At 34.6% G+C, this 26,931-nt stretch carries 27 protein-coding genes; 5 read left to right on the forward strand and 22 right to left on the reverse strand.

Annotated features, from left to right (window positions below; genetic code table 11):
* Positions 1-2,061: an alpha-ketoacid dehydrogenase subunit alpha/beta gene (locus TD29_RS12945; protein ID WP_040281171.1), complete on the reverse strand. Its 2,061-nt coding sequence runs from the start codon at positions 2,059-2,061 to the stop codon at positions 1-3.
* A gap of 99 nt (positions 2,062-2,160) precedes the next feature.
* On the reverse strand, positions 2,161-3,435 hold the full coding sequence (locus TD29_RS12950; protein WP_241485276.1) for a dihydrolipoamide acetyltransferase family protein: 1,275 nt from the start codon (positions 3,433-3,435) through the stop codon (positions 2,161-2,163).
* Between the two features lie 198 nt (positions 3,436-3,633).
* Here TD29_RS12950 and TD29_RS12955 point away from each other — a divergent pair, with 198 nt between their 5' ends.
* A complete protein-coding gene (locus TD29_RS12955) occupies positions 3,634-4,107 on the forward strand; it encodes an Lrp/AsnC family transcriptional regulator (RefSeq protein WP_040281173.1) in 474 nt (157 codons plus the stop codon).
* Positions 4,108-4,140: 33 nt separating this feature from the next.
* On the opposite strand, the gene TD29_RS12960 is transcribed toward TD29_RS12955, so the two are convergent.
* The 3 genes from TD29_RS12960 to TD29_RS12970 are packed head-to-tail and all read right to left on the reverse strand — an operon-like array spanning position 4,141 to position 8,383.
* Positions 4,141-5,646: a GMC family oxidoreductase gene (locus tag TD29_RS12960; protein ID WP_040281174.1), complete on the reverse strand. Its 1,506-nt coding sequence runs from the start codon at positions 5,644-5,646 to the stop codon at positions 4,141-4,143.
* A gap of 25 nt (positions 5,647-5,671) precedes the next feature.
* On the reverse strand, positions 5,672-6,958 hold the full coding sequence (locus TD29_RS12965) for a phenylacetate--CoA ligase family protein (protein WP_040281175.1): 1,287 nt from the start codon (positions 6,956-6,958) through the stop codon (positions 5,672-5,674).
* 9 nt (positions 6,959-6,967) lie between these two features.
* Positions 6,968-8,383, reverse strand: coding sequence for an aldehyde dehydrogenase family protein (locus TD29_RS12970; RefSeq protein ID WP_040281176.1), 1,416 nt, complete (start codon positions 8,381-8,383; stop codon positions 6,968-6,970).
* Between the two features lie 196 nt (positions 8,384-8,579).
* Between TD29_RS12970 and TD29_RS12975 the strand changes: the two genes are divergently transcribed.
* Positions 8,580-9,479 (forward strand): AraC family transcriptional regulator, encoded by a 900-nt coding sequence (locus TD29_RS12975; RefSeq protein ID WP_040281177.1) that lies wholly within the window; start codon positions 8,580-8,582, stop codon positions 9,477-9,479.
* Positions 9,480-9,481: 2 nt separating this feature from the next.
* Here TD29_RS12975 and TD29_RS12980 read toward each other — a convergent pair whose 3' ends face one another.
* Positions 9,482-10,078, reverse strand: coding sequence for an acyltransferase (locus TD29_RS12980; RefSeq protein WP_040281178.1), 597 nt, complete (start codon positions 10,076-10,078; stop codon positions 9,482-9,484).
* A 106-nt stretch (positions 10,079-10,184) separates the two neighbouring features.
* Here TD29_RS12980 and TD29_RS12985 point away from each other — a divergent pair, with 106 nt between their 5' ends.
* On the forward strand, positions 10,185-10,475 hold the full coding sequence (locus TD29_RS12985) for a hypothetical protein (protein WP_040281179.1): 291 nt from the start codon (positions 10,185-10,187) through the stop codon (positions 10,473-10,475).
* Positions 10,476-10,483: 8 nt separating this feature from the next.
* Here the strand turns inward: TD29_RS12985 and TD29_RS12990 are convergent, their stop codons facing one another.
* The 13 genes from TD29_RS12990 to TD29_RS13050 all read right to left on the reverse strand — a co-directional run bounded on the left by TD29_RS12990 (position 10,484) and on the right by TD29_RS13050 (position 23,384).
* Positions 10,484-11,236, reverse strand: coding sequence for an enoyl-CoA hydratase/isomerase family protein (locus TD29_RS12990; protein ID WP_040281311.1), 753 nt, complete (start codon positions 11,234-11,236; stop codon positions 10,484-10,486).
* Between the two features lie 89 nt (positions 11,237-11,325).
* The gene (gene paaZ / locus TD29_RS12995) at positions 11,326-13,863 is read right to left on the reverse strand and encodes a phenylacetic acid degradation bifunctional protein PaaZ (protein WP_040281180.1); all 2,538 of its coding nucleotides are present in this window, start codon (positions 13,861-13,863) and stop codon (positions 11,326-11,328) included.
* A gap of 348 nt (positions 13,864-14,211) precedes the next feature.
* A complete protein-coding gene (gene pcaF, locus TD29_RS13000; protein WP_040281181.1) occupies positions 14,212-15,423 on the reverse strand; it encodes a 3-oxoadipyl-CoA thiolase in 1,212 nt (403 codons plus the stop codon).
* Positions 15,424-15,570: 147 nt separating this feature from the next.
* Positions 15,571-15,978: a PaaI family thioesterase gene (locus TD29_RS13005; protein ID WP_040281182.1), complete on the reverse strand. Its 408-nt coding sequence runs from the start codon at positions 15,976-15,978 to the stop codon at positions 15,571-15,573.
* Positions 15,979-16,056: 78 nt separating this feature from the next.
* Positions 16,057-17,229: a 3-hydroxyacyl-CoA dehydrogenase NAD-binding domain-containing protein gene (locus TD29_RS13010; protein ID WP_040281183.1), complete on the reverse strand. Its 1,173-nt coding sequence runs from the start codon at positions 17,227-17,229 to the stop codon at positions 16,057-16,059.
* A 96-nt stretch (positions 17,230-17,325) separates the two neighbouring features.
* Positions 17,326-18,105, reverse strand: coding sequence for an enoyl-CoA hydratase-related protein (locus TD29_RS13015; protein WP_040281184.1), 780 nt, complete (start codon positions 18,103-18,105; stop codon positions 17,326-17,328).
* 154 nt (positions 18,106-18,259) lie between these two features.
* Positions 18,260-18,760, reverse strand: a complete 501-nt coding sequence (gene paaD, locus TD29_RS13020; RefSeq protein ID WP_040281185.1) for a 1,2-phenylacetyl-CoA epoxidase subunit PaaD — start codon at positions 18,758-18,760, stop codon at positions 18,260-18,262.
* Positions 18,761-18,844: 84 nt separating this feature from the next.
* Positions 18,845-19,597: a 1,2-phenylacetyl-CoA epoxidase subunit PaaC gene (paaC, locus tag TD29_RS13025; RefSeq protein ID WP_040281186.1), complete on the reverse strand. Its 753-nt coding sequence runs from the start codon at positions 19,595-19,597 to the stop codon at positions 18,845-18,847.
* Positions 19,598-19,655: 58 nt separating this feature from the next.
* Positions 19,656-20,006: a four helix bundle protein gene (locus tag TD29_RS13030; protein ID WP_040281187.1), complete on the reverse strand. Its 351-nt coding sequence runs from the start codon at positions 20,004-20,006 to the stop codon at positions 19,656-19,658.
* Positions 20,007-20,045: 39 nt separating this feature from the next.
* Complete coding sequence (paaB, locus tag TD29_RS13035) at positions 20,046-20,330, reverse strand: 1,2-phenylacetyl-CoA epoxidase subunit PaaB (protein ID WP_040281188.1); 285 nt, start codon at positions 20,328-20,330, stop codon at positions 20,046-20,048.
* Between the two features lie 135 nt (positions 20,331-20,465).
* Positions 20,466-21,422 carry a 1,2-phenylacetyl-CoA epoxidase subunit PaaA gene (paaA, locus tag TD29_RS13040; RefSeq protein WP_040281189.1) on the reverse strand — a complete coding sequence of 319 codons (957 nt, stop codon included), beginning with the start codon at positions 21,420-21,422 and terminating at the stop codon, positions 20,466-20,468.
* 250 nt (positions 21,423-21,672) lie between these two features.
* A complete protein-coding gene (locus TD29_RS13045; protein WP_040281190.1) occupies positions 21,673-22,746 on the reverse strand; it encodes a 2Fe-2S iron-sulfur cluster-binding protein in 1,074 nt (357 codons plus the stop codon).
* Between the two features lie 68 nt (positions 22,747-22,814).
* A complete protein-coding gene (locus TD29_RS13050; protein ID WP_040281191.1) occupies positions 22,815-23,384 on the reverse strand; it encodes a TetR/AcrR family transcriptional regulator in 570 nt (189 codons plus the stop codon).
* A gap of 32 nt (positions 23,385-23,416) precedes the next feature.
* On the opposite strand from TD29_RS13050, the gene TD29_RS13055 reads away from it, so the two are divergent.
* Complete coding sequence (locus TD29_RS13055; RefSeq protein ID WP_241485277.1) at positions 23,417-23,737, forward strand: rhodanese-like domain-containing protein; 321 nt, start codon at positions 23,417-23,419, stop codon at positions 23,735-23,737.
* Here TD29_RS13055 and TD29_RS13060 read toward each other — a convergent pair.
* The 3 genes from TD29_RS13060 to gldB all read right to left on the reverse strand — a co-directional run bounded on the left by TD29_RS13060 (position 23,732) and on the right by gldB (position 25,826).
* Positions 23,732-24,346 (reverse strand): DUF4230 domain-containing protein, encoded by a 615-nt coding sequence (locus TD29_RS13060; protein ID WP_040281192.1) that lies wholly within the window; start codon positions 24,344-24,346, stop codon positions 23,732-23,734. The two genes, TD29_RS13055 and TD29_RS13060, sit on opposite strands and share 6 nt — an antisense overlap.
* A gap of 185 nt (positions 24,347-24,531) precedes the next feature.
* The gene (gldC, locus tag TD29_RS13065) at positions 24,532-24,867 is read right to left on the reverse strand and encodes a gliding motility protein GldC (RefSeq protein WP_040281193.1); all 336 of its coding nucleotides are present in this window, start codon (positions 24,865-24,867) and stop codon (positions 24,532-24,534) included.
* Positions 24,867-25,826, reverse strand: a complete 960-nt coding sequence (gldB, locus tag TD29_RS13070) for a gliding motility lipoprotein GldB (RefSeq protein WP_040281194.1) — start codon at positions 25,824-25,826, stop codon at positions 24,867-24,869. The genes gldC and gldB overlap by 1 nt, the downstream gene beginning before the upstream one ends.
* A gap of 300 nt (positions 25,827-26,126) precedes the next feature.
* On the opposite strand from gldB, the gene nadE reads away from it, so the two are divergent.
* Positions 26,127-26,915, forward strand: coding sequence for an NAD(+) synthase (nadE, locus tag TD29_RS13075; protein ID WP_040281195.1), 789 nt, complete (start codon positions 26,127-26,129; stop codon positions 26,913-26,915).
* The last annotated feature ends 16 nt before the right edge of the window (positions 26,916-26,931 follow it).

A 26,931-nucleotide genomic window follows, 5' to 3' on the forward strand; every position in this document is an offset into this window, starting at 1 on the left:
TTAGTAGTTTAAAATCATTTCTATTTTAGCCTTTACTTTATCCGTAGAAGGAATCATAGTTTGCTCTAAAGTTGAATTTAAAGGTATTGCAGGCATATTTTCACTACCAATAGTCATTACTGGTGCGTCCATATATTTAAAGCATTCTTCTTGAATTTTTCCAGATAACGCTCTTGCAAAACTATTATTTGAGGGTTCTTCAGTTACGACCAAACACTTCCCTGTTTTCTTAACCGATTTTATAATCGTGTCTTCATCTAATGGGAATAAGGTACGCAAATCAATGACTTCAATTTGATCTTGCATCCCTAATGCTTCACTAGCATTCATAGCCCAATGCACTCCCATTCCGTAAGTAACAATCGTTAGAGTTTCTACATGATCTTGTTTCCAAATTTCTTGTAAAACCCATGCTTTGCCAAAAGGTAAAACGTAATCTTCACTTGGCTCCACAGATGTTGCGCCTTGTGTCCCTGGCACTTTAGACCAATACAAGCCTTTATGTTCTAAAATCACTACAGGATTTGGATCGTAATAAGCCGCTTTCATCAAGCCTTTTAAATCGGCTCCATTACTTGGATACGCTATTTTTATCCCACGAATATTTGTGATTACAGATTCTACTGATGATGAATGATAAGGTCCACCACTTCCATAAGCACCAATTGGCACTCTAAGAATCATGCTAACTGGCCATTTTCCGTTAGATAAATAACAACTTCTACTAACTTCTGTAAATAATTGATTTAATCCTGGCCAAATATAATCGGCAAACTGAACCTCAACAATTGGTTTTAAACCAACAGCACTCATACCAACCGTTGAACCAACAATAAACGCTTCTTGAATTGGTGTATTAAAAACTCTGTCGTCTCCAAATTTTTGTGCTAAAGTCGCTGCTTCTCTAAAAACACCACCTAATCGTCCTCCAACATCTTGACCATACAGCAAGCATTCTTTGTGCTTTTTCATTAGTTCTTCTACTGCGAATAACGCACAATCTACCATCACCACTTTATCAGCACCTTCTGGTGAACGTGTTCCTTTTTCTTCGGAAATTGGAGTAGGCACAAAATCGTTAGTAAATAAATCTTCAGGCTTTGGATCTTCAGCTTTTAAAGCCTTTTCAAAATCTGATTGCACTTTCGCTTTCGCTAAATTTTCGATGGTATCAATCTCTTCCGCAGTAAAACCGCTATCTAATAATTGTTGTTTTATAACTGGATAAGGATCGCGAGAACGCGCTTCGTCCAAATCATCTCTATACCATTCCATTCTTACTCCAGAAGTATGGTGATTTAATAATGGTACTTTAGCATGAACCAAAAAGGGCCTTCGTTCTTCCCTAATTGTTTTTATTACTTTTTCAATGGCCTCGTAACTTTCTGTAAAATTTGCTCCATCTATTGAAATGGCTTCCAAACCTTTAAAACCTTGTGCATACTCAAAGGCATTTTGCGCTCTTGTTTCTGCAGCGTTTGCACTAATATCCCAACCGTTATCTTGTACTAAATATAAAATGGGCATTTGTTTTAATGCTGCCATTTGGAAGGCTTCAGCTATTTCTCCTTCAGTTACTGATGCATCTCCTAAACTACAAACTACAAATGGTAATTCTTTAAGTGTTTTATCATCTAACCCTTGTAATTCTTTATACTGCATTCCCATTGCAACTCCTGTTGCAGGTATGGTTTGCATACCTGTTGCTGAGGATTGATGCGGAATTTTTGGTTTATCATCATCCTTCAAACTTGGATGAGAATAATAGGTTCGTCCACCAGAAAACGGATCGTCTTTTTTAGCTAATAATTGCAACATTAAATCATATGGCTCTAAACCAAATGAGAGTAACATGGCATCATCTCGGTAATATGGAAATGCATAATCTTGCGGTAACAACTGCATTCCTAAAGCAATTTGAATCGCCTCATGACCACGTGAAGTAGCATGCACATATTTAGAAACTTGTTTAAAATTAGCTTCGTAAAGTTCTGCCATAGCTTTTGCTGTACAGAGTTTTAAAAATCCTTTTTTTAGTATGTCTTTATTTAAAGCACTCATATTTTATTTTTTTGGCGTTCGAGCGGGCTTTTCGTTACAAGTCCTCGCTGCGCTGTGGGCTTTTCACTGCAATCCCTAACGCGAGAATTGGATATCCTATTATATTTTTCTATTTACATCAAATTGCTCGAAATAATCGGCTACGCGACGTACAAAACTTCCGCCTAAAAAACCATCTACAACTCTATGATCAAATGATAACGATAAATACATCATACTACGAATAGCGATTTCATCTCCATTTTCGGTTTCGATAACTTCAGGTCGTTTTTTTATGATTCCTAAAGCTAAAATAGCAACTTCTGGCTGGTTGATTATTGGTGTACCCATAACACTACCAAAGGTTCCTACGTTAGAAATGGTAAAGGTACTGCCTTTAATATCGTCTCCTGCTAATTTGTTTTCTCTTGCTTTTCCTGCTAATTCATTTACATTGCTAGCAATAGTTTTTAAATCTTTAGTATCGGCATTTTTTACTACAGGAACTATTAAGTTTCCGCTAGGTAATGCAGTTGCCATACCAATATTGATATCTTCTTTTACAATGATGTTATTCCCATCTACCGAAGCATTAATGTTTGGAAAATCTTTCACCGCTTTCGCTACTGCTTCAACAAATAATGGTGTAAAGGTTAAGCGTTCGCCATGCTTTTCTTGAAATGCCATTTTGTTTGCATTTCTCCAATTGACCATATTGGTTAAATCGGCTTCAACATAAGCTGTAACGTGTGGCGACGTGTGTTTAGAGTACACCATATGATCTGCAATCATTTGGCGCATTCTATCCATTTCAATGACTTTACCTTTACCTTTATCGAATTGCAATTGCGGAATGCGATAAGCTGTTGGATCTTTTTCGGCAACTGGTTGCGCGAATTTATATGGTCTACCGTCTTCTATATATTGAAACACATCACTTTTTCGTAATCTGCCTTCGTGACCCGTTGCAGGAATACGTGCTAATTCTTCAAAACTGATATGTTGTTCTTTTGCTATTTCTAATACTAATGGCGAAAAGAATGTATTTGAGTTTGATGTTGAAAATGAAGTTGAGGTTGTTGATTGCTGAACTGGCTTTGGTCTTTTTGGTGCCTTTTCTTTCATTTTAGACGTCTCGACTGCGCTTGACGAAACTTTTGTTTTATTAGAAGATTTCACTTCTTCTAAAACTTCTAGAACAGCTATTACTTCTCCAACTGGCACAACATCTTTAGCTTGAAATAAGGTTTTAACCAATGTTCCAGATGCTGGCGCAGGCACTTCGTTATCAACTTTATCTGTAGCTACTTCAAGTATAATATCTCCTTCATCAAAACTATCTCCTTCAGAAATTAACCAATTAATTATGGTTCCCTCTGTTATACTTTCGCCCATTTTGGGCATCTTCAATTCAAAATTCTTCAAGTTAAATATCTTTTATTTCAAGAAATAAAGATAATAAATCATAGAATTTACAACTGTTAAAAACTTCAAAATAAACCCTAAAAAGAATTTAATTCTTATAAATATATTATAAAAAGAATATTTTACTTTTACAGCTAAATATAATCGTCTTTAAAATATTATTTCCTTATGTTAAATACTCTAGATAAAATAGACACTCAAATTTTAAACATTCTTCAAACAAATAGCAACAGAACTACAAAGAGTATTGCTAAAGAACTAGGAATGACAACGTCACCTATTTTTGAACGCATAAAAAAACTTGAAAAAGAAGGTTATATTAAAAAATATGTAGCCGTTTTAGATAAAAAGAAAATAGGGCTAAAACTTACCGTGTTTATCGGCATCACTTTACAAGGACATACTAGAAGTTATTTAGAGAAATTTGTAAATGAAATAAATAACTTTCCTGAAGTGGTAGAATGCCACAGAGTGAGCGGGAACTTTGACTACCTACTAAAACTTGTTGTTGAAGACATTGAAGCTTACGAAACTTTTATTATATCAAAATTAACTCTACTACCTTATTTAGGAAATGTACAGAGTTTAATTACGCTTTCTACCGGAAAGGAAACTAATGTAATAGATTTGAGCGCTTCTTAACACTCAAATCTGTTACATTATTAAGATTTAAGATTAGCCATTTAAAATCATATCTGCAGCTTTTTCACCAATCATAATTGCTGGAGCATTAGTATTTCCTGAAATAATTGTTGGCATGATTGAAGCATCTGCCACACGAAGACCTTCGACACCACGTACTTTTAATTCTGGATCTACAACCGACATATTATCAATTCCCATTTTACAAGTGCCCACCATGTGATGGTACGTTTCACAAGAGTTTCTTATATAATCCTCTATTTCTGCTTCACTTTTATTGTTTCCAGGATACACTTCTTCTTTCATCCACTCAGCCATTGCTTCAGTTCGGCCAAGTTGCTGACATAACTTGACGGCTTCGTAAATAGCATCATAATCTGCTTGTTCTCCTAGATAATTTGGATCTAAATAAGGATCATCTTCCGCATTTGCAGAATTTAATTTTATCTCACCTCTACTTACTGGACGTACTAATCCTGCACATAATGTAAATGCATTTGCAGGTCCTTCTAATCCTGGACTGTAATAAGGTAATCCCATAAATAAAGGCTGTAAATCTGGAACAATCATTTCTGGCTTACTTTTCCAAAATAACTGCGCTTCTAATAAGTTTGCTTGTGGAGCAGGAATTTGCTGCTTAGCTTCAAAAATAACACTCACCAAAATATGATCGTGTAAGTTTTGTCCAACTCCAGGCAAATCTACAACACTATCAATACCATGTTGCTTTAAATCTTTAGCATTACCAACACCAGAGAGCATTAATAATTGAGGAGAACCAATTGCTCCTCCAGATAAAACAACTTCTTTAGTACAGCTAACCTCGTGTAATTCTCCGTCTTTTTTATATACAAGACCCGAGCATTTTTTACCATTAAAGGTCAGTTTTTGCGCTTGAGCATTAGTAATTACTGTTAAGTTTTCGCGAGAAAGGGCTGGTACTAAAAAAGCTTTAGCGGCCGAGCAACGCTCTCCTTCTGGAGTTACTGTTATGTGATTTAAACCTGCTCCCCAAATATCTGTATTAAAATCGTCTGTTACAGGTAAACCAACTTCTTTACAAGCCGCTATGGCAATATCTGAAATTGGGCTTGGTTTTTTAATTGTGGTCACATGTAATGGTCCATTTGCTCCATGAGCATCACTAGCTCCTTTTTCAAAATTTTCAGATTTTTTAAAATAAGGCAATACACTCTCATAATCCCAACCTTGACAACCTTGGTATGCCCAATTATCGTAATCTGTTTTATGACCTCTAATATAAATCATACCGTTTATACTACTGCTTCCACCTAAAGTTTTTCCTCTTGGCCAATACTTAGCCTTATTTCCTGCATTTTTTTGAGGAACCGTCATGTATGCCCAATCTCTTTCTGTATTCCAAGTTGCTGGCCAACCTGCTGGTGCTTCTATATTTGGATCATTATCTGGACTTCCGGCTTCTATTAATAAAACTTTATTTTTTACATCTTCAGACAAGCGATTTGCTAAAACACAGCCTGCAGAACCAGCTCCTACTACTATATAATCGTAATTCATAATTGTTATTTTTTAGGGTTTAATTTTATCTTTTATCAAGTATTCTGTTAAGTTTTCCGCCCTCGCTTTTAGGTATTGTTCCTATTGCCTGAAGGTTAATTTTCATAGATAAGCCTATATTATCTTTTATTTTTTTTGAAAACTTTTTTATTAAATCGTCATTATTTAATAACGAATTATCTACCACTTCTACTTTAACCTCTACTACATCCATAGCATTATGCTTGGAAACTATAAGTTGATAATTAGGAGACAACTCTTTAATATTTGACATTACATCTTCTACTTGAGTATGAAAAAGATTAACACCTCTTATAATTAGCATATCGTCTGATCTTCCTTTTATAGAACTCATTTTTACATGCGTTCGTTTTATACTATTATCGTAAGAAAGACTACAAATATCGTTAGTCCAATATCTTAAAACAGGAAAAGCCTCTTTAGTCAATGTTGTTAAAACCAAAACACCTTCTTCACCATAAGGCAAAGGTTCTCCGGTATCTTTATCTACTATTTCTGGATAAAAATGATCTTCCCATATATAACTACCTGTACCTTGTTCTTCAAAATCTTCTTGAGAAACTCCAGGTCCAATAATTTCACTTAACCCATAAATATTAGTTGCTTTTACATTTAGTTTCTGCTCAATTTCATCTCTAATCGCATCTGTCCAAGGTTCTGCTCCAAGAATGGCATATTTCAAATTGAATCGTGATGAATCTATTCCTCTTTTTTCGCATTCATTGGCTATTGTTTGTGCATACGAAGGCGTACAACAAATAACTTCTGATTGAAAATCTTCTAAAAGCTGAAGTTGCCTATCTGTCATTCCGCCAGAAACAGGTATAACGGTCATTCCCATTTTTGTTGCTCCACTGTGCAAACCTAAACCTCCAGTAAACAAACCATAACCATACGCATTATGCAAACGCATTTCTGGTGTTGCTCCTGCACAAGCTAAGGACCTTGCTACTACCTCATCAAAAACATCCAAATCGTTTTTTGTATAACCAACCACTGTTGGTTTTCCTGTTGTACCACTAGAACAATGAACTCTACTTAATTGGTCTACTCCACAAGTAAACAGCCCAAAAGGATAATGATCTCTTAAATCTGTTTTTTTTGTAAATGGTAATAAGTGTAAATCTTGAACACCTCTAATATCACTTGGTTTTATACCTAACTCATCGAATTTATGTTTATAAAAAGGCACCTTTGTATAAACACGATTAAGCATGGTTGCCAAACGCTGGTTTTGAAGTTTTCTAAGTTCTTCTAACGGCAAAGTCTCTATTTTCTTATTGTAAATCATATTAAAAAATTAAGCTTTATTAATACTAATTACTTGTGGCTGAGTTACAGATTTAAGTCCATCTACTCCAAACTCTACTCCATAACCAGATCCTTTAATCCCTCCAAAAGGAACCATAGGATGTACTGCTCCATGTTGATTAATCCAAACAGTTCCTGCTTCAACTCTTGCAGCTACTTTTTTAGCTTCGTCAATATTTGAAGACCAAACCGACGCTCCCAAACCAGCTTCTAACCTATTGGCACTTTTAATAGCATCTTCAATATTTGAATATTTAATAATTGGTAAAACTGGCCCAAATTGTTCTTCGTCAACTATTCGTGTTCCATCTTTAACATCTGCTATAATTGTAATTGGATAGAAAAAACCTTTACCTTCTTTAGCATTGCCTCCACAAACTATTCGAGCATTATTTGCTTTAGCATCTTCTACCAAATCCACCACTTTATCGTATTGCATTTTATTTTGAATTGGACCTAAAACAACACCTTCGTCTAAACCATTGCCCATTGGCATTTTTTGAGCCAAATCGCTAAGCACATTAACTACTTCTTCATATTTATCCTCATGGACATATAGCCTTTTAGCACAAGCACAAGTTTGTCCCATATTTAAAAACGATCCCCAAAATAAACCTTCAGCTATAGCTTTAACATTTACATCTTCCATTACAATTGCAGCATCATTACCACCTAACTCTAAAGTTAAACGCGTCATGTTGCAAGCAGTAGCTTCAATAATTTTTTCTCCAGTACTATTAGATCCAGTAAACATCACTTTTCCAACATTTTTATTAGCAACTAATTCTGCTCCAATTTCTCCTGGACCGCTTACCGTATTTAAAACTCCAACTGGCAGTACTTCATTAATTAATCTTACCATTTCTAGTGTACCAATTGTAGTATATTCCGAAGGCTTTAAAACCACTGTATTTCCAACTCTAATTGCAGGAATTATTTGCCAAATCGCAATCATTAAAGGCCAATTCCAAGGTGCTATTGCTGCTACAACACCTATTGGTTTTCTATGCAATTCATCACGTCTGGCGTCATCTTCAAAAACGACTTCAACAGGCAAATCTAAAGATGCTGGAACTTGAGTCCAACCAACACATGCTTCCATTTCGAACATTGAACCAGGTCCAGCCAAAGGTTTTCCCTGTTCTTTTGTTATCCATCTTGCCAAAGCTTCTGAATTATTAGAAAGTACATCTGCAACTTTCATTATATATTTTTTTCTCACATCATCCTCCAAAGCCGCCCAACCTGGTTGCGCTTCTTTTGCAGCATTAACAGCTTGTTCTACTTCTGTTTTAGTTGAAATTGGTGCATGACCGATAAGTTCATCGGTAGCAGGATTTTTAACCTCAAAGGTGTTTTTGGGAGTTATTAGTTTTCCTCCTATTATTGTATGGTACGTTTTCATGATAAGGTTTAGAAATTATTTATTTAGTTATTATTTTATGAGTTAAAACAACTTTGCACCAAATTACCATTCAAAAAGAAAAATTTATTGAATTATTATACGCATTACTCAAACTATAACACATTTAACAATTTTTAACTGTTAAAATTGCGTATATTTGAATTATACACCTCTTTTATTAACTATAATTCATAATATGAAAATTGAAAGAAAAATTTTTATTGAGAAAAGCACAGAATATAAGTTTGATAATGGACTATTAACCATTTATGAAACAAACTCTCCTTGTAAGGACATTTTATTTACTTTTGATAAGTACATGATTACCATAATGCTTTCGGGACACAAAACAGTTGTTTCTAAAAATGTTAAGGTTGAGTTTTTTCCAGGTATGGTATTTATTCCAGAAAAAGACACCGTACAAACTGTAGAAATTAGCAATGCTAGTTTTTCTAATCCTACAAAGTGCTTAGTACTTGATGTTGAACCAAAATTTATAGAAAAATTGGTGCTTGAATTATTAGAAGATGATGATTGGAAAGCGAATTTTGAATATACTTTAAATGAAAAACATACACATTTTATTTCTAATGATTCTAACACCATTGAAAGCTTCGAACGCTTTTACAAATATTTAAAATTAGGTAATACTGGACTTAATTCTAGAATTAACAATGTTATTTTACATGAGTTAATTTTGAGAGTGTTACAAACCGAAGCTGGATCATTATTAATTGAAAATGTAAAGAGTAAAATAAAAGATAGGAATTTAGAAAAAACGATACGGTTTATTAAAATGAATTTAAGAAACAAAATTACTATAAATGATTTAGTGGGTATTTCTGGATTTGGAAAAACGAAACTCTTCAACCGGTTTAAAGAAACCTTTGGAGTAACACCTGTGAATTACATAATGAAAGAACGCATTAAATATTCATTAAAAATTATAAAAAGCATAGATAGTTTGCAAAGTGTTGCTTTTCAAAGTGGATTTAATACTTATGAGCATTTTTGTAAATCGTTTAAAAAGATAGAAGGTATTTCACCAATGGCTTACAAAAAGAAAAAAATCTCTAATGAAAACGTTATTATTTAAATCTATTTTTTGAAGGTTTCACGAAGCGTTTTATAAACATCTTCTTGCGTTTTCATATTTTCCGGTACTTTTCTTAGAGGCTCTACAGCTTTTAAACTTTCATGACAATCTTTAGGCAGTTGTTGATATAATTGTGTGCCTTTCGTTTTCCAAGCAACCATCTCATCACTTACTTGCTTTATTACTTTTGCTGGATTACCAACGACTAAGCTACGTTTTGGGATTATAGTTTCTGCCTTTACAAATGCCATGGCGCCTACAATACTTTCATCTCCAATTTGGGCATCATCCATAATAACAGTATTCATCCCAATTAGGCAATTACGACCTAGGTTTGCTCCATGAATTATGGCGCCATGTCCAACATGAGCGCTTTCTTTTAACGTAATTGATTTACCTGGAAACATATGAACTGTACAATTTTCTTGTACGTTTACTCCATCTTCTAAAATAATTTGTCCCCAATCTCCACGAATTGCAGCTCCTGGACCGATATAACAGTTTTTACCTATAATAACATTTCCCGTAACTGCAGCCAATGGATGTACAAAACTTGACTCGTGAACAACTGGAATAAACCCATTATAACTATAAACCATAGCGATACAAAATTTTTAAAAAATGTTAAATACTTATAAAAATGACAATAAAATGTAAGGTTTTGTATATCTAAACATACTATTCCCTAACAATAAACTTTAATTTATGAATCACCCAACATCATCATTTACTATACAAAAAGAGGACATACCTCAAATAAAATTTTCTAAAACAGAAACTTTACTAAGTTCAAAAAAGAGAAAACTTAGATCTCATTATTTAGAACGCGCTTCTCAATTAGGAAATTTATTAAAAACTAAAGTAAAAATATACTTTAGAGACAGCACCAATAAACTAATAAGCGTAAATACAACTATTTGGGCTGTAACTTCTCATTTTGTAGTTTTAAAACAAGGCATTACAATCCCAAAACATAGTATTATTTATATTGAATAACAAAAAGTTTATTTAAACCCTTTTAGCTTCTCTTTTGTAAATTCGGAAAGCACAAGCTTTCCACTTGTTGCAGCGCGCTCAGCCAATAAAGCATCCCAATGATCTGTACCTTGCCAAAAGACTTTTTTCATTTCGCGCATAGCATCTGTATTGTATGTACATAAATGCTCTGCTGTTGTTTTAACAGCTTCATCTAATTCTTCATTACTTTCAAAAACATGCGTGAATAGGCCTTTCTGTTTAGCCCATTCTGCAGAATAAAAAGTATTGGCGTCTATTGCGATTTGCGACATTCCGCTTAAACCTATTTTACGCTCTATTGCTGGTCCAACAACAAATGGTCCAATACCAATATTTAACTCGCTTAATTTTATAGCTGCATATTTTGATGCCATACAATAATCGGTTGAAGCTGCTAATCCAACACCACCACCAACGGTTTTACCTTGTATGCGACCAATGATAAATTTTGGGCATTTACGCATAGCGTTAATGACATTAGCAAAGCCAGAAAAGAATACTTTTCCTGTTGCTGCATCATCAATATTTATTAATTCTTTAAAACTTGCTCCAGCACAAAAGGTTCTGTCTTTTCCACTTTTAAGTACGATAACTTTTATAGCATCGTTAGCTCCTGCATCAGTTATTGTTTGTGCTAATTCTGCTAAAACATCTCCAGGAAGAGAGTTATGTGCTGGATGAAAGAATTCTATATATCCTACTTCGTTTTTTATTTCTAACTTAACATAAGGTTCACTCATACTTTTATTTTTTTTGTCATCGCGAGGACGAAGGACGTGCAATCTCATTAAGAGATTCCTTCACTAAGTTCGGAATGACGATTATTTTTTTAAATTAATCCGAATTGCTCAAAATGATGATTCAAATGCTTACGTTCTAAAAGATACGCTTCATATCTATTCAACTCTCCGAACACCAAATTTTTCAATTTTGCCTCTGGATTCTCTTTATGATAGTCTATATATTTTGCTCTTTGTTCTTTAAATTTTTCAATGGCAGTTTCTAAATCACTATGCATTAAATCATCTAATGTATCTTTTTCTAACTGCGGAAATTGGCTGTTTTTTGGAAACTTATCATAGTTATATAAACTGTGATGTACTTTCTCTAAAATCTTTTCTGGTGTATTGACATCAAAATCTTGAATCTCTCCTGAAGCAATTTTATAAGTATACTCTAAATGCTCTATCATGTGTTGTGGTGTCATGATTCCCCATTTAGGCTTGGCATTTTCTTTTAGGTTTGAAAGACATTCGTTTATTTTATCTTCTGTAATTTCAACAAAGGTCTCTTGCTTTTTCTCAACCATGGTTAATATGGTTGCAACAGCTACTAACGGACTATCCTTTTCTGTTTTCTGACTTTCTGGACGGTTTTCAAAATTAGCATCAAAAACCTCAACGTGCCACTTTACAATGCCGCTTGGGTGTTCTGCGGAAGCAACATCTCTATCTACTTTTTCTTTACAAGTTAAGCGTACATAAATAGTATCGTTATGATATAAAGGTCTTAAAAAACGGATACTATCTAAACCATAATTGGCCGCTACAGGTCCTTTATTTGGATATACAAACAATCCTGCAGCTGCAGAAATAATAAAATATCCATGTGCTGTTCGCTTTTCGAAAATACTTCCATCTAACGAGGTAATATCGGTATGTGCATAAAAATGATCCCAAGTTAAATTGGCAAAATTCTGAATGTCATTATCGGTTAAAGTTCGCTTATGTGTTTTTAAGGACATTCCTGGTTGAATGTCTTCCCAATGGTATTGAAACGGATGCTCTTCTGCTTCCTTATATTTTGCATTTTGCTGGTAAATTCCAGTAATTTCGGTTATAGTTGTAGGTGAACCTTGAATGGCTGTACGTTGTAAATAGTGTTTAATACCACGCATTCCTCCCATTTCTTCACCACCACCTGCTCGTCCTGGACCACCATGTACTAAATAAGGTAATGGCGAACCATGTCCTGTACTTTGCTTCGCACTTTCTCTGTTTAAAACTAAAATTCTACCATGATGAGATGCTGCATTTATTACATAATCTTTAGCAATTTTATCATCATTGGTTGCAATAGAAGATACTAAAGATCCTTTTCCCATTTGCGCTAAAGTAATGGCTTCATCAAGGTTTTTATAAGGCATTATGGTACTTACTGGACCAAATGCTTCACGTTCGTGAATAACGGTATTTTGAAATGGATGATCTGCTCGTAATAAAATCGGACTAATAAATGCGCCTTTTTTGGCATCTGCTCCAATGGTATTAATTTCATCTAAATTACCATACACAATTTGTGCTTCTTTAGATAAATCGTTTACCGAATCTCGAACTGCTTGTACTTGTTGATGACTGACTAAAGAACCCATTCTAACCTCTTTTAATCTTGGGTCTCCAATAGTTACTTTATCTAGTTGTTTTGCTAATGCAGTTTGCACATCGTCTACTAATTTTTCAGGAACAATGATTCTACGTATAGCAGTACATTTTTGTCCTGCTTTTACGGTCATTTCTTTTCTTACTTCTTTAATAAACAAGTCGAATTCTGGTGTTCCAGGAACGGCATCTTCTCCTAAAATTGAAGCATTTAATGAATCGGCTTCCATGGTAAAAGGTACAGATTCTTGAATTAATCTTGGATGTGCTTTAAGTAATCTTCCCGTTTGTGCAGAACCTGTAAAAGTGACTACATCTTGAGATTCTACGGTGTCTAGAATAGTTTTAACCGTTCCGTTTATGATTTGCAAAGCGCCTTCTGGTAATATTCCAGAATCTATAATGGTTCTTGCAACGGCTTCTGCTAAATAAGATGACGAAGGTGCTGGTAAAACGACAGCAGGAACTCCAGCCATCCAGTTTACTGCGCATTTTTCTAACATTCCCCAAACTGGAAAGTTGAATGCATTAATATGTACTGCAACTCCTTTTTTAGGCACCATAATATGATGTGCCATAAAGCGTCCGCCACGAGATAAATCGATAGCATCGCCTTCTACATGATACGGTTGATTAGGAAACAATTTTCGTAACGACGCATTTGCAAACAGGTTACCAAAACCACCTTCAATATCTATCCAACTATCTACTTTAGTAGCTCCTGTTCTGTAACTTAAATCGTAAAACGCATCTTTTCTTTTGGTAAGATATAATGCTAATTTTTTAAGCATGTTTCCACGCTCTTGAAAAGTCATTTTACGAAGTACTTCTCCTCCTTTTGTTCGTCCGTAGTTTAAAATTTCGGGAACGTCTAATCCTTCAATTGCAACGCTAGTGAATGCTTCACCTGTTACTGCATCTAAAATCGGTGTTCCTTCTTCTTTTCCTGTTGTCCAAGAACCTTGAACGTAATGTTTTATCTTTTCCATCTTAATGCCCACGAAAGTGGGTATCTATTAAATTAGACTTCTATATTTTTTTTGCGTTACCTAAAGGTCGGGCTTTCGGCAGTCGCTTTTTTTGTGAAAAACAAAAAAGAGCTTCAACAAATGCCTCTATCCCTAACGCACTTACTTGCTATGTTCTTTCTTAGTCAAAATTTATTTCCTTTTTACTAAGAGATTCCTGCCTACGCAAGAATGACAAAACTTTAATTAATCACTAATCTTAGCGGATTGCTGCGTTAGCGATTGAACGGTTTGTTTGAGCTCCTTTTTGTTTTTCTAAAAAAGAGCGAGTAGTGAAAGCGCGACCCTTGTGGTAACGCCCAAATTATTTTACATATCTACACGTTCAATAACCGCTGCGTAGCCTTGTCCAACACCAATACACATGGTTACCAATGCATATTTTTTATTTTGTTCGTGTAATTCTAAAGCTGCCGAATACGCAACTCTGGCTCCAGTAACTCCAAGTGGATGACCAATAGCGATTGCGCCTCCGTTTGGGTTAATTCTTGGGTCGTTATCTGCCAATCCCCAAGCACGAATGCAAGCCAAAGATTGTGCGGCAAAGGCTTCGTTAAGCTCGATGATATCGATATCGTCCATGGTTAGACCAGCTTTTTCTAATGCTTTATTTGAGGCTTGCACTGGACCAATACCCATAATTCTTGGCTCGACACCAACCACAGCAGAACTCACAATTCTTGCTATAGGTTTTAAATTATACTTTTTCACTGCATCTTCGGATGCGATAATGGTTGCTGCTGCTCCATCGTTTAATCCAGAAGAATTTCCTGCGGTTACGCTTCCGCCTTCTTTTTTGAATGCTGCTCTTAGTTTTCCTAAAACTTCTAAGGATGAGCTTGGTTTTATAAACTCATCTTTTGAAAATTGGATAGGGTCTTTTTTACGTTGTGGAATTTCGACTGTTACAATTTCTTTTGCTAGTCGTCCGTTTTCTTGTGCTTTGGTTGCCTTTTGCTGACTCCAAAGTGCGAATTTATCTTGGTCTTCGCGAGAGATATTATATTTTTCGACTAGGTTTTCAGCAGTCATTCCCATGCCATCTGTTCCATACATTTCCTTCATTTTCGGATTAATAAAACGCCATCCGAAAGTAGAATCATACATTTTAGAATCGCCTCCAAAAGCGCTTGATGGTTTTGCCATAACGTATGGTCCACGCGTCATGTTCTCCACTCCACCAGAAATAAAAATATCTCCATCTCCTGCCTTTATAGCTCTATTTGCGTGAATGATTGCTGATAATCCTGAACTACACAATCTATTCACTGTTTCTCCAGGAACTGTAAATGGTAATCCTGCTAAAAGTGAAGACATACGCGCTACATTACGGTTGTCTTCTCCTGCTTGATTGGCGCAACCCATAATAACATCGTCGTATGCTTCTTTTGGGATGTTTGGATTACGTTTTACAACTTCTGAGATTACTAATGCTCCTAAATCATCTGTACGAACAGCAGATAATGTGCCTTTATAGTTTCCTATTGGTGTTCTAATTCCGTCTATTATGTATGCTTCCATATTTAAAATTGAAATTGAAATTGAAATTGAAGTCAAAAATTGAAACTTCTTTTTCAAATTAATATTTTATTTATTTAACGTTACTTAAAGGTTGGACTTACCTTTTTTAAACCTACAAGGTTTTTAAAACCTTGCAGGATAATTAGTTTATTCTTCCCACTCTTTTTGAGTTCTATATACAACGCCCTTAAAAAGCGCCACTAATTCTTCTCTTCTTTTGACTTCAATAATATTGAAGCCTAATTTATTTTTTACGTTTTCTATTACAGATTCTGCTGTAATATAATCGCCTTCTTCCAATGCTTCAATATGATTAATGCTTGTTTCTATAGAAACCGCATATTTACCATGTGTGTTTGCTGCAAATCCGAATGCTGTATCTGCTAATGAATAACTGATTCCACCATGCGCTTTGTTCATGCTGTTTAGCATTTCTTTTCTAATGGTCATTGCTACTTTACAGCGACCTATTTCGCATTCTAGAATTTCTATTCCTAGCCAAGTGCTGTACGCATCTTGGGATAGCATTTTATGTGGGATTTGGTCTGGTTTCATATTTTTAAGTTGTCATTGCGAGGACGAAGGACGTGGCAATCTCATCAAGAGATTCTTCGCTTCGCTCTGAATGACAGTTTAATTAAAAAACATTTTATTTTCTCTGTTTAGTTTTCGTAATAACGGACTGCAACGGTATCTATCTTCGTGATATTCATTATATAATTCGTCTAACTTAGTTACACACCAATCGATACCTTTTTCGTTAGCCCAAGCTAATAAGCCTTTTGGGTAATTGACACCTTTAGTCATGGCATTATCGATGTCTTCTGCGGATGCGATATTTAAAAATAGTGCGTCTGCTGCTTCGTTTATTAGCATGACTAAAACTCTGTTGAAAATTAATTGAGACACGTTGGCATCATGAGATTCTTCGCTATCGCTCTGAATGACACGCTTTCCATTTTCATTATAATCGTAATAACCTTTTCCTGATTTACGTCCTAAATATCCTGCTTCAGCAAAGCGTTTTTGTGTGAATGCTGGCTTATATCTTGGATCGAAATAAAAGGCAGTAAATACGGTTTCTGTTACAGTATAATTAACATCGTTACCAATAAAATCCATCAACTCAAATGGTCCCATTCTGAAACCACCTAAACTTTTTAAACTGTAATCTATGGTTGCAAAATCTGCCAATCCTTCTTCATATATTCTTAATGCTTCGCCATAGAAAGGTCTTGCGACTCTGTTTACAATAAATCCTGGTGTGTCTTTAGCAACTGCTACTACTTTTTTCCAGTCTGAAATTGTTTGTATTGATTTCTCAAGAACTTTTTTTGAAGTTTGAATGGCTGGAATAACTTCCACCAATTTCATTAAAGGCGCAGGATTGAAAAAATGAATTCCGACACATCGCTCTGGTTTTTGTAATGACGCTGCAATGGAAGCAATCGATAAACTTGATGTGTTTGATGCGATGATACAATCGTCTGCAACATAAGTTTCTAATTCTGAAAACACTTTTTGTTTGATTTCTAAATTTTCGATAATGGCTTCGATAGTTAGATTAGAATCTGCTAAACCTCTTAAACTATCTACATATTGAATATTACCTTGGATTCTATTTTTTTCTTCAGTATCTATTCTTCCTTTTTCAATTAAACGATTTAATATTTTCTCCAAACTCGCTTTTGCTTTATCTAAAGCTGCTTGATTAGTATCGTATAATTTAACTGTGCAACCAGAAGTTGCTGCGACTTGAGCAATACCACTTCCCATGGTTCCTGAACCTATAATTCCTATGTTCATATATTTTTTTTTATGGATTCCGCATCAAGTGCGGAATGACAAAACTGATTACTTATTTTGATGAGATCCCGAAACTAGTTCGGGACAAAGACAATTTTAATTGCCTTTGAAATTTGGTTTTCTTTTTTCAATAAATGCTGCAACGCCTTCTGCATAATCGTTTGTACTCGCTGCTTCTATCTGTAATTTAGACTCTAAAGCCAGTTGTTGTTCTAAAGTATTGGTTAATGACGCATTGAATGCTTCTTTAATTTTCCCGAGTGCTAACGTTGGCATGTTTGCTAATTTTAAAGCGAGCTTGTTTACGTCTTCTTCAAAATTTTCTAGTGGAATCATTTTATAAATCATTCCCATTTTTTCTGCGTCGCCTGCTCCAATCTTATCTCCTAACATAGCTAATGCTAAAGCTTTTTGGAAGCCGATTAATCTTGGTAAGAAATACGTTCCTGCACTATCGGGAACTAACCCTATTAAACTAAAAGCTTGTATAAAGCTTACTTTTTCGTGTGCTACAACAATATCACAAGCTAAGGCTATATTTGCTCCTGCTCCTGCTGCCACACCATTAACAGCTGCAATAATTGGTTTTTTTATAGCGCGTATTCTTGTAATTATTGGATTGTAATGTTCCTCTAATATTTTTTTAAAACCAGGATTTAAGTCTGGATCTGTAACTTCTTTTAAGTCTTGTCCAGCGCAAAATGCTTTTCCGTTTCCTGTAAGAACGATTGCTCTCACTTCTTCATTTGTTTCACAAGCATCTAGAGTATCGTGAAGCAAAAATGCCATTTCACGATTGAAACTATTGAATACTTCTGGTCTGTTTAGCGTGATGTACGCTATTTTATTTTCTATTTTTAATAGAATTGAACTCATATTTGTGTCATTTTAAAAACACACCTAAAGTCCCATCAAAGAGACAATTGTGCATTTAAATATTTGTTTTCGCGTTAAGGATTGAGGCTTTGTTGAAGCTCCTCGCAGAGAGCGACTGCCGAAAGCCTGACCCTTGGGTAACGCCCAAATTATTTTACTTTAAACATTTAAAATAATCAAATGGTTCTTGGCAATCGTCACACTGAAATTGTGCTTTACATGCTGTAGAACCAAACTGACTTACTAATCTTGTATTTGTGGAACCACAATTAGTACATTTTACTAATCGTTTTCCGTTTAATAGCACGTCTTTATCTGCTTCTGCGGTTAAAGGTGCTGCTATACCATAATCTTCTAATGCTTTTCGTCCTCTTGGTGTAATCCAATCGGTTGTCCAAGCTGGTGCTAAAATCAGTTCGATTTCAGAATCATATCCTGCTATTTTTAAAGCAGCTTTTATATCGTCACCAATCACATCCATTGCTGGACAACCACTATAGGTTGGTGTAATTTGAACTTTGACACTGTTATTTTCGATAACAGCAGAACGCACAACTCCCATATCCATTATTGATAATACTGGGATTTCGGGATCTGAAACCTTTTCTAAGATTGGAATTAATATTGATTCTATGTTTTGCTCTGTTGTTGTCATTTTTTGAAGTTGAAACTGAAACTGAATTTGAAGTGTTCCTCTTTCAAATTCAAATTCAAGTTCTATTTCATTTTCTTTTATTTTCTACCATTCCATATTTGGATAGGTACGTTGCATGTATTGTAAATCACTTAATAAGTATCCTAAATGCTCTGTATGAATACCTTGTTTTCCTCCTTTTTGAAACCATTTTGATTCTGGTGTTTCTAAGGTTGCTTCGCTTAAAACTTCATCTACTTTTTTGTAATATGCCTCTTTTAGTTTTGTTACATCTACTCCAATACCTTCTAAAACCATAGCTTTATCTGCTTCGGTTTGATGAAAAAGCTCGTCGGTATACGTCCATAAACCATCTATTGCTTCCTGCATTTTTTCTTTACTTTCTGCTGTTCCATCTCCTAAACGCTTTAACCAATCGGTAGAAAAACGTTGATGATAACTTACTTCTTTGAGCGATTTTGTTGCAATTGCTGAAAGCGTTAAATCCTTACTTTTTTCTAATTCCGTTAAAAACAGAAAATGATACACATCAAATAAAAACTGACGCGCTATAGTATATGCAAAATTGGTATTGGGTTGTTCTACCAATAATACGTTTACATATTCTCTTTCTTTGCGAAGCATTGCAATATCATCTTCCGTTCTCTTATCTCCAGCAATTTTTGCTGCATATTGGTAATAGCTTCGTACTTGACCAAAAAAGTCTAGAGAAATATTAGTACAAGCAATATCTGTTTCTAAGCTTGGTCCATGACCTGTAAGCTCTCCTAGTCTTTGACCAAGGATTAGACTGTTGTCTGCGATGCCTAGGATGTATTTGTATAAGTTTTGTTTCATATTAAATTGAACTTGAAATTGAAGTCGAAGTTGAAAACGCACTCGAAATCAAAAAAATCTAATTAATGTTTTTTATTCTTGTGACCATGATTCTTATTAATTGGTCATTTTCGTCTTTTAAATTTGAAAGACTTTCTTCTGAAAACAATTGAGCCTTAGATTGAATATTCAAGTTTCTTTGACTCTCTCTCAATTCTTTTAAAGAAATTCTTAGTTTATTTATTTTATCCTTACTTGTTCCTGCTACTAAAGCTTCTCCGTAATTTAAAGCGGAAGAACAGGAGGAACGAATAAGTTGTTTTGCTAAATAATCTCCAGCATAAGACAATGGTTTTTTATCGTACAAAATAATAATTGCTGCTGCAAAATCTTCTAGTCGCTCTGTTAAATCAAATTTATTTTCTTTCATTCTTCTTTTTCAAATTCAAATTCGACTTCAAGTTCGACGTTACATGTGCTTCACTTCGTCTGGTAAATCGTAAAATGTTGGATGACGATATACTTTATCGTGAGCTGGCTCAAACATTTCGCCATTATTTTCTGGATTGGATGCTGTGATATTTTTAGATTCTACAACCCAAATACTAACGCCTTCGCTTCGTCTTGTGTAGACATCGCGTGCATTTTCTAAAGCCATATCTTCGTCTGCTGCGTGTAAACTTCCGCAGTGCCTATGTTCTAATCCGTTTTTACTTCTTACGAAGACTTCCCATAAGGGCCAATTTTTACTCATTTGAAATGAATTTGAAGTTGAATTTGAAGTTGAAGTTGAAAGTCCAGCATCAAATTTTATTACTATTTTATATTTTGAAATTACATCTGAAATTGAAAGCTCTTCGATTTCATTTTCAAATTCAATTTCAAGTTTTTATACTGCTTGTTTCTCTTTTCTTTCTTGTTTCTTCTTGGCATGTGCCATTGCTGCATCACGAACCCATTCTCCATTATCCCAAGCATTTACTCTTGCTTTCATTCGTTCTTTATTCATTGGTCCGTGACCTTTGACCACTTGCCAGAATTCGTCCCAATTGATTTCGCCAAAGTCATAACTTCCGCGTTCTTCATTCCATTTTAAATCTGGATCTGGAATGGTTAAACCAATTAATTCTGCTTGTGGAACGGTTTGGTCTATAAACTGCTGACGTAAATCGTCGTTAGACTTACGTTTTAGTTTCCATTTCATAGATTGTTCTGTATGAATTGACTCTGCATCTGTTGGACCTAACATCATTAAACTTGGCCACCACCAACGGTTTAAAGCATCTTGCGCCATTTCCTTTTGTTCTGGTGTACCATTTGCCAACTTTATCATGATTTCATAACCTTGACGTTGGTGGAAACTTTCTTCTTTACATACACGAATCATTGCTCTCGCATATGGTCCATAAGAGGTGTTACATAATGGCACTTGATTAATTATTGCTGCGCCATCAACTAACCAACCTATGGCTCCCATATCTGCCCATGTGATTGTTGGATAGTTAAAAATAGAAGAATATTTTGCTTTGCCTGTATGTAATTGCTCATACATTTCTTCTCTAGAAATTCCTAAAGTTTCGGTTGCTGAGTATAGATATAAACCATGACCTGCTTCGTCTTGTACTTTTGCTAACAATGCCACTTTACGACGTAAGGATGGTGCACGAGTAATCCAGTTTCCTTCTGGAAGCATACCTACAATTTCGGAATGTGCGTGTTGCGACATTTGCCTAATATGCGTTTTACGGTATTTTTCTGGCATCCAATCTTTAGGTTCGATTTTCTCGTCTCTTGCGATACGTGCTTCGAATTGTTCTTCTAGGTTTTTTATTTGTTCTTCACTCATAATCTTAAGCTTTTAACTACTAGCTTTTGGCTTTTAGCTTGTTGAACTTCTTTTTTATTAGCTGTTGGCTGTTGGCCTTTTGCTGTTGGCGCGTTAAGGATTGCAACGACATCCTTTTTTGTTTTTCTCAAAAAAGATATAGTGGAAAGCCTGACCCTTTTGGGTAACGCTAAAATTATTATTTAATGAGATTCTTCGCTATTGCTCTGAATGACATTTTTTATTTAAGATTCCTGCCTTCGCAGGAATTTTACACGTCGAAATCGACGATTACTTTATCTGTTGTTGGTACTGCTTGACAGCTTAGCACCAGGTTTTGCGCGACTTCTTTATCGTCTAGCGCGTAATTTATTTTCATTTCTACGCTTCCTTCTATGACTTCGCATTTGCAAGTGCTGCAAACGCCACCTTTACAGGCGAATGGCAAATCTGCTCCTGCGCCTAAGGCTGCATCGAGAATATTATCGTACTCTTTAGTCATGGTGAAAGCAAATTCTTTTCCGCCATCGACTATGGTTACTTCTGTTCCTTCTACGTTTTGTTGTGCTAGACGCTCGGCTCTTTTAATATCTTCGTCTGACAATCCTGTTACGAATAGCTCGAAATGCACAAGTTCTTTAGGTAAACCTGCGTTTATTAAATAGTCGCTTACGTAGTGTACCATTTTTTCTGGTCCGCAAAGGAAAACTTCGCTAGTATCTGGAATATCGATAAAAGTCTTGGTTAAGACTTGCATTTTCTCATCGTCGAAACGTCCATTAAACAATTCAATATCACGACGTTCTTTGGTTAAGAAATAATAGATTTCTAGTCTGCCAAAGTATTTGTTTCGCAATTGCTCTAACGCTTCTTTAAAGATAATTGATTTTGCTGTTTTATTAACGTAAAACAATTTACATGTTGCGTTTGGCTCTGCCGATAAATGTGCTTTTAACATGGAAAGCACTGGCGTAATACCACTTCCTGCTGCAAAAAACAGATAGTTTTTTGAGGCTTCTGGTTGTACTTCTACACCAAATGTACCACTTGGCACCATAACTTCTAGCTCGTCTCCGGCTTTTAAATTCTCGTTGATGTGTGTTGAAAATTTTCCTCCAGAAATTAGCTTTACTGCTACTTGCCATTTGTTATCGTTTGGGCCTGAACAGAGTGAATATGAACGACGAACATCTTCGCCATTAATATCTGCCTTTAATGTTAAATGCTGACCTTGACGGAATTTAAATTCTTGTTTAAGCTCGTTTGGTACTGCGAAAGAAACCAGCGAAGTATCGTCGGTTTCTTTATATATATCTTGTATTTTTAGTTTATAGAATTGCGCCATTATTATTTCTTAATCCTTAAACTAACACTTGTTAGTTTGTGTTACAAAGCTACAAAATTATTTCAAAACTATTTGTTAATTCCTTGTATAAGCACTACACTCAGGTTATTTGCTAGCTCATCAATATTTAAATCTTCTTTTTTAGGAATCCAAAGATATAGAGAACGTAAAGTAGAAAGCATGGTAAACATTATAATTTGCGGATTTACATTTTTAATTTCTGAAGCATCCATACCTTCATTTAAAATTTTAAGAAAATAAGACTCGTAATCCTTTCGTAATTTTAAATAGTATTCTAATTGATCTTCTAAATGCATCCAATCATTATTTAAGGATGCCATGTGGTAGGTGTTTTTCGTGGTCAAGCTCACATGAAGCTCAATAATATTACTCAGTTTTTCTAAGCTGTTATTTTTAGAGTTATAGATAATCTTGATACTTTCTGTAAAATCTTCGGCAAGAGAGATTATTATTTCTTTTAAGATTTCTTGTTTAGAATTGATATGATTGTAAAGACTCGCTGCTTTTATTCCCATTGCTGTGGCTAAATCTCGCATAGTTACCGCACTAAAGCCTTTTTCTTTAAATAGTTTTGCTGCGACTCTAATGATTTCCTCTTTGCGTGTTTCTGGTTTCAAGTAGACTAGTTTTATTATTATTCGTAAATTTAATGAAAAAAGAAATTATGGGATTTTTAGATTTTATTTTTGGCGCTAAAAAACGCCAGGTTGAAACGTATTTAAATAATGGTGCAGTAATTTTAGATGTGAGGTCACAACGAGAGTGGGATTCAGGACATATAGAAAATGCAATTCACATTCCAATTGATGATTTAATTAATCGTGTTGATGAAATTAAAAGCCTTAATAAACCTGTAATTGCATGTTGCGCTAGTGGTGTTAGGTCTGCTAAGGCTGCAAAGTTTTTGAACTTAAATAATATTGAAGCTACAAATGGTGGTGGATGGGTAAATTTAAAGAAGCAACTATAACTTCATATCTTGAAAGGCTTCGGGTGACTCTATACGGTTTTCATTATATTCTAGCGTCCAACCCATTGTATTGGTAAGTATAAACAACTTAGCCAGCTCGCTTATAAGTCTATTTTGCGCATTAGATTTTAAATCTGATACTTCAATTTTTTTCATTAGTGACTTATTCACCGTTTTTTTTATTTCATTATAATCTTTGGCTTCAAACTGATTTAAAAAATCGGCTTGTATGTCATAATATTCAAAATCGGGATTAATTTTTATCTCTTCTTTAGGAATATTTTTAATGCGTAAGGTTTTGGTGAGTTCGTCAACCTCATAATCTATTAAGCTTAAATCGTAACCTATAGTTACATCTGCATTAACAATAACAATTGCTCTTTTTTTAGCATCTATTAAATTACCAAAAACAGCTTTTGAGTTTTTATAAGTGAAGACTTCGCTAAAATGCCCTTCAGTCACAACAAGTTTACCAACATTTTTTATTTGTTCTTGTATGAGTGCTGTATTTTCTTGAAGCGTAATTTTATCTTCTTTAATATCTTCACAGTATTTAAAAGTAAAGAGTACAATTAATGTAACAATGACACCAAAAAGAATTTTTCTCATAGGCTAAAATAACGAAAAAGTTATGTGCAAACGTATAGTATTGGTGACTATTTAACATAAAAAAACATTAGTTTTCTTCGACATATGAAGCCTAACTAACGTTTTCTATTGAATTGACAGCAATACAAATGTAAAGGGATTATTTTCTAGATAGGTTACCTAAATATTAACCAATCATTAAATCACTATTTCTGTTCAAGCTCTAATTTTTCGGCGAAGTAATCACAGAAATCTTTCATTGTGGCTGTCATCTTTTCATCTTGAGTTGCTCTATGAAAGGTATTGCTCATTTCAACAAGTGTTTGATGAAAAAACTGTTTCATTTCGTCAACTGGCATATCTTTTGTCCACAAATCTATACGAAGTGTTTCTTTTGCTTTTGCATCCCAAACGGCTAGCATCATTGCTTTTGCTTCTTCGTTTGAAATGCCGCCATCTTTTGCTGTCCAATGTAATTTTTCTGGAACTTTGTTTTCATCAAGTTCTACATTAAGCTCTATTTTTGAAGTATGGTTTGCCATTATTTAGCTGGTTTATAATTTGATTTATTAAAAATTTCTATGGGTTCGGTTTGTAGCATTTCTTGAAGCGTTACATCATTATTTCTCATGTATGCTTTCACAATTTGCCAACCTATATATTGTCCTAATCGTCCTGGAGTTTTACTATCTAGTTCTAATTGGAATTTAGAAAAAGGTGCATCTGCAATAAATCGTGATACTAAAGAACTATTAGTACTGTAAAGCATTTCGTTTTCTACAAATTCAGTCCACACCATGGCTTCGTTATTATTAGCAAACTCCAATTGCTGTTGTGTATAGCCAATTTTTTCAGCATCTGTTTTAAACGGAATGACTTTATCTTTAAAATACAGCTCTTTTCCGAAGAAAATCATCTCATCTAAAAACGTCTTTTTTTGAGATTGAAACATCTGTTTTTGCGCATATTCTTTAGCAAGATCAACAACCAATTGTGAGGGCTTGAGATTTTGAGCTATATATCTAGGGAAACTACCATAAAACTTGTGATTTTCACCTAAATAATTATCTACTGCCAAAAGCGCAATCGAATCTGTTACTACCAATTTTTCTCTATAGTGCACATAATTTGTAAAAACAATAATACGTGGCGTTTTGAATGTTTTATCGTAATATTTTAAATGCTGAAATAGGCTTTTGATTTCATTTGTTTCTGTTTTAAAATCACCAAACTTCGCTTTGGTAGCATTATTAAGTTCTATTTGAAAAGAATCTTTCATTTGCTCTACAAAAACGGAATCTGGAATTCTTGAAGAAAAGAAAAAAGGAAAAGTTGTTTTCAAGTTCCCAAGATCTGATGGTTTTGCTTCTGCGAAAGCCAGGTCAAAACGCTCTACAGTAACATTTATGTCAATTTTTGCAATTTCTTCTTCTAAAGCATCTTCATTATCACAGCTAAAAAAAGCAATAAATATTAGAATTAATAATAGTATTTTTTTCATGTATTAGGCTTTCAAAAACGTACTAAAACGTATTTACAATTTCAATATCTAGAGCAAATGTGTTTTACTAACGTGATTTTTGAACTTATCTTATTAATGGTTGACAAAGGTACTATTCTTTTAAATGAACTCTTTTAAATTTTTAAAATTGCTAAAAAAAAGTTGATTTCAACATTAAATTGACCAGTTAACTCTACACAACAACACTTTGTGTATTAAAAAAGTTTTTATTTAAATTCAAAAGCCCTAATTTTCGCTTGAATATAAAAACTGAATTCAGTTTAAAAAAATCTCATCATAATGCAGACGGAAAAAGTTATTGACCATATCGTAAATTGGCTTAAAGATTATGCTACAAAGGCAGGTGTAAATGGATTTGTTATTGGTATTTCTGGAGGTATCGACTCTGCTGTGACTTCAACATTATGTGCAAAAACAGGATTAGACCTGCTATGCATAGAAATGCCTATACACCAAGCGGAAAGCCATGTTACTCGTGCTCAAGAACACATTGCACAACTTAAAGAACGTTTTTCTAATGTTAAAGACTCTAGAATTGATTTAACGCCAGTTTTTGAAGAATTTAAAACCGAAGTACCTTTAGATGGTAAACAAACCACTGTAGATATGGCACTGGCTAATACTCGAGCGCGACTTAGAATGACGACTTTGTATTATCATGCCGGACTTCTCGGACTTTTAGTTGCAGGCACAGGAAATAAGGTTGAGGATTTTGGTGTAGGTTTTTACACTAAATATGGCGATGGAGGAGTTGATTTAAGTCCGATTGCGGATTTAATGAAATCTGAAGTATATGATATAGGAAACTTTTTAAATGTACCTGAATCAATTATGAACGCTGCACCAAGTGATGGATTATTTGGAGATGCTCGAAGTGATGAAGATCAAATTGGCGCCACATATCCAGAATTAGAGTGGGCAATGCGCATGAAAGACGCAGGAAAAACGGTTAACGATTTTGAGGGTCGTGAAAAGGAGGCTTTTCAAATATTTATGAGATACAATCGCTCTAACACGCACAAAATGATACCAATACCAATTTGCGAAATCCCTAAAAATTTAAAATAATCACTGATAATTTCAT

The organism is Psychroserpens damuponensis (assembly GCF_000826655.1).
Taxonomy (GTDB): domain Bacteria; phylum Bacteroidota; class Bacteroidia; order Flavobacteriales; family Flavobacteriaceae; genus Psychroserpens; species Psychroserpens damuponensis.

What these genes read in the sequence shown, in the direction of transcription:
- paaD (WP_040281185.1), bottom strand. Translation starts at nt 18,760, where the DNA reads ATGACAACAACAGAGCAAAACATAGAATCAATATTAATTCCAATCTTA.
- TD29_RS12980 (WP_040281178.1), bottom strand. Translation starts at nt 10,078, where the DNA reads ATGGTTTATAGTTATAATGGGTTTATTCCAGTTGTTCACGAGTCAAGT.
- TD29_RS12950 (WP_241485276.1), bottom strand. Translation starts at nt 3,435, where the DNA reads ATGGGCGAAAGTATAACAGAGGGAACCATAATTAATTGGTTAATTTCT.
- pcaF (WP_040281181.1), bottom strand. Translation starts at nt 15,423, where the DNA reads ATGGAAGCATACATAATAGACGGAATTAGAACACCAATAGGAAACTAT.
- TD29_RS12990 (WP_040281311.1), bottom strand. Translation starts at nt 11,236, where the DNA reads ATGAGTGAACCTTATGTTAAGTTAGAAATAAAAAACGAAGTAGGATAT.
- TD29_RS12975 (WP_040281177.1), top strand. Translation starts at nt 8,580, where the DNA reads ATGAAAATTGAAAGAAAAATTTTTATTGAGAAAAGCACAGAATATAAG.
- paaZ (WP_040281180.1), bottom strand. Translation starts at nt 13,863, where the DNA reads ATGGAAAAGATAAAACATTACGTTCAAGGTTCTTGGACAACAGGAAAA.
- TD29_RS12965 (WP_040281175.1), bottom strand. Translation starts at nt 6,958, where the DNA reads ATGATTTACAATAAGAAAATAGAGACTTTGCCGTTAGAAGAACTTAGA.
- TD29_RS13030 (WP_040281187.1), bottom strand. Translation starts at nt 20,006, where the DNA reads ATGAAAGAAAATAAATTTGATTTAACAGAGCGACTAGAAGATTTTGCA.
- nadE (WP_040281195.1), top strand. Translation starts at nt 26,127, where the DNA reads ATGCAGACGGAAAAAGTTATTGACCATATCGTAAATTGGCTTAAAGAT.
- gldB (WP_040281194.1), bottom strand. Translation starts at nt 25,826, where the DNA reads ATGAAAAAAATACTATTATTAATTCTAATATTTATTGCTTTTTTTAGC.
- TD29_RS13015 (WP_040281184.1), bottom strand. Translation starts at nt 18,105, where the DNA reads ATGAGTTCAATTCTATTAAAAATAGAAAATAAAATAGCGTACATCACG.
- TD29_RS12955 (WP_040281173.1), top strand. Translation starts at nt 3,634, where the DNA reads ATGTTAAATACTCTAGATAAAATAGACACTCAAATTTTAAACATTCTT.
- TD29_RS13045 (WP_040281190.1), bottom strand. Translation starts at nt 22,746, where the DNA reads ATGGCGCAATTCTATAAACTAAAAATACAAGATATATATAAAGAAACC.
- TD29_RS13005 (WP_040281182.1), bottom strand. Translation starts at nt 15,978, where the DNA reads ATGAAACCAGACCAAATCCCACATAAAATGCTATCCCAAGATGCGTAC.
- gldC (WP_040281193.1), bottom strand. Translation starts at nt 24,867, where the DNA reads ATGGCAAACCATACTTCAAAAATAGAGCTTAATGTAGAACTTGATGAA.
- TD29_RS12985 (WP_040281179.1), top strand. Translation starts at nt 10,185, where the DNA reads ATGAATCACCCAACATCATCATTTACTATACAAAAAGAGGACATACCT.
- TD29_RS12970 (WP_040281176.1), bottom strand. Translation starts at nt 8,383, where the DNA reads ATGAAAACGTACCATACAATAATAGGAGGAAAACTAATAACTCCCAAA.
- TD29_RS12960 (WP_040281174.1), bottom strand. Translation starts at nt 5,646, where the DNA reads ATGAATTACGATTATATAGTAGTAGGAGCTGGTTCTGCAGGCTGTGTT.
- TD29_RS13055 (WP_241485277.1), top strand. Translation starts at nt 23,417, where the DNA reads ATGAAAAAAGAAATTATGGGATTTTTAGATTTTATTTTTGGCGCTAAA.
- paaA (WP_040281189.1), bottom strand. Translation starts at nt 21,422, where the DNA reads ATGAGTGAAGAACAAATAAAAAACCTAGAAGAACAATTCGAAGCACGT.
- TD29_RS13010 (WP_040281183.1), bottom strand. Translation starts at nt 17,229, where the DNA reads ATGAACATAGGAATTATAGGTTCAGGAACCATGGGAAGTGGTATTGCT.
- paaB (WP_040281188.1), bottom strand. Translation starts at nt 20,330, where the DNA reads ATGAGTAAAAATTGGCCCTTATGGGAAGTCTTCGTAAGAAGTAAAAAC.
- TD29_RS13060 (WP_040281192.1), bottom strand. Translation starts at nt 24,346, where the DNA reads ATGAGAAAAATTCTTTTTGGTGTCATTGTTACATTAATTGTACTCTTT.
- paaC (WP_040281186.1), bottom strand. Translation starts at nt 19,597, where the DNA reads ATGAAACAAAACTTATACAAATACATCCTAGGCATCGCAGACAACAGT.
- TD29_RS12945 (WP_040281171.1), bottom strand. Translation starts at nt 2,061, where the DNA reads ATGAGTGCTTTAAATAAAGACATACTAAAAAAAGGATTTTTAAAACTC.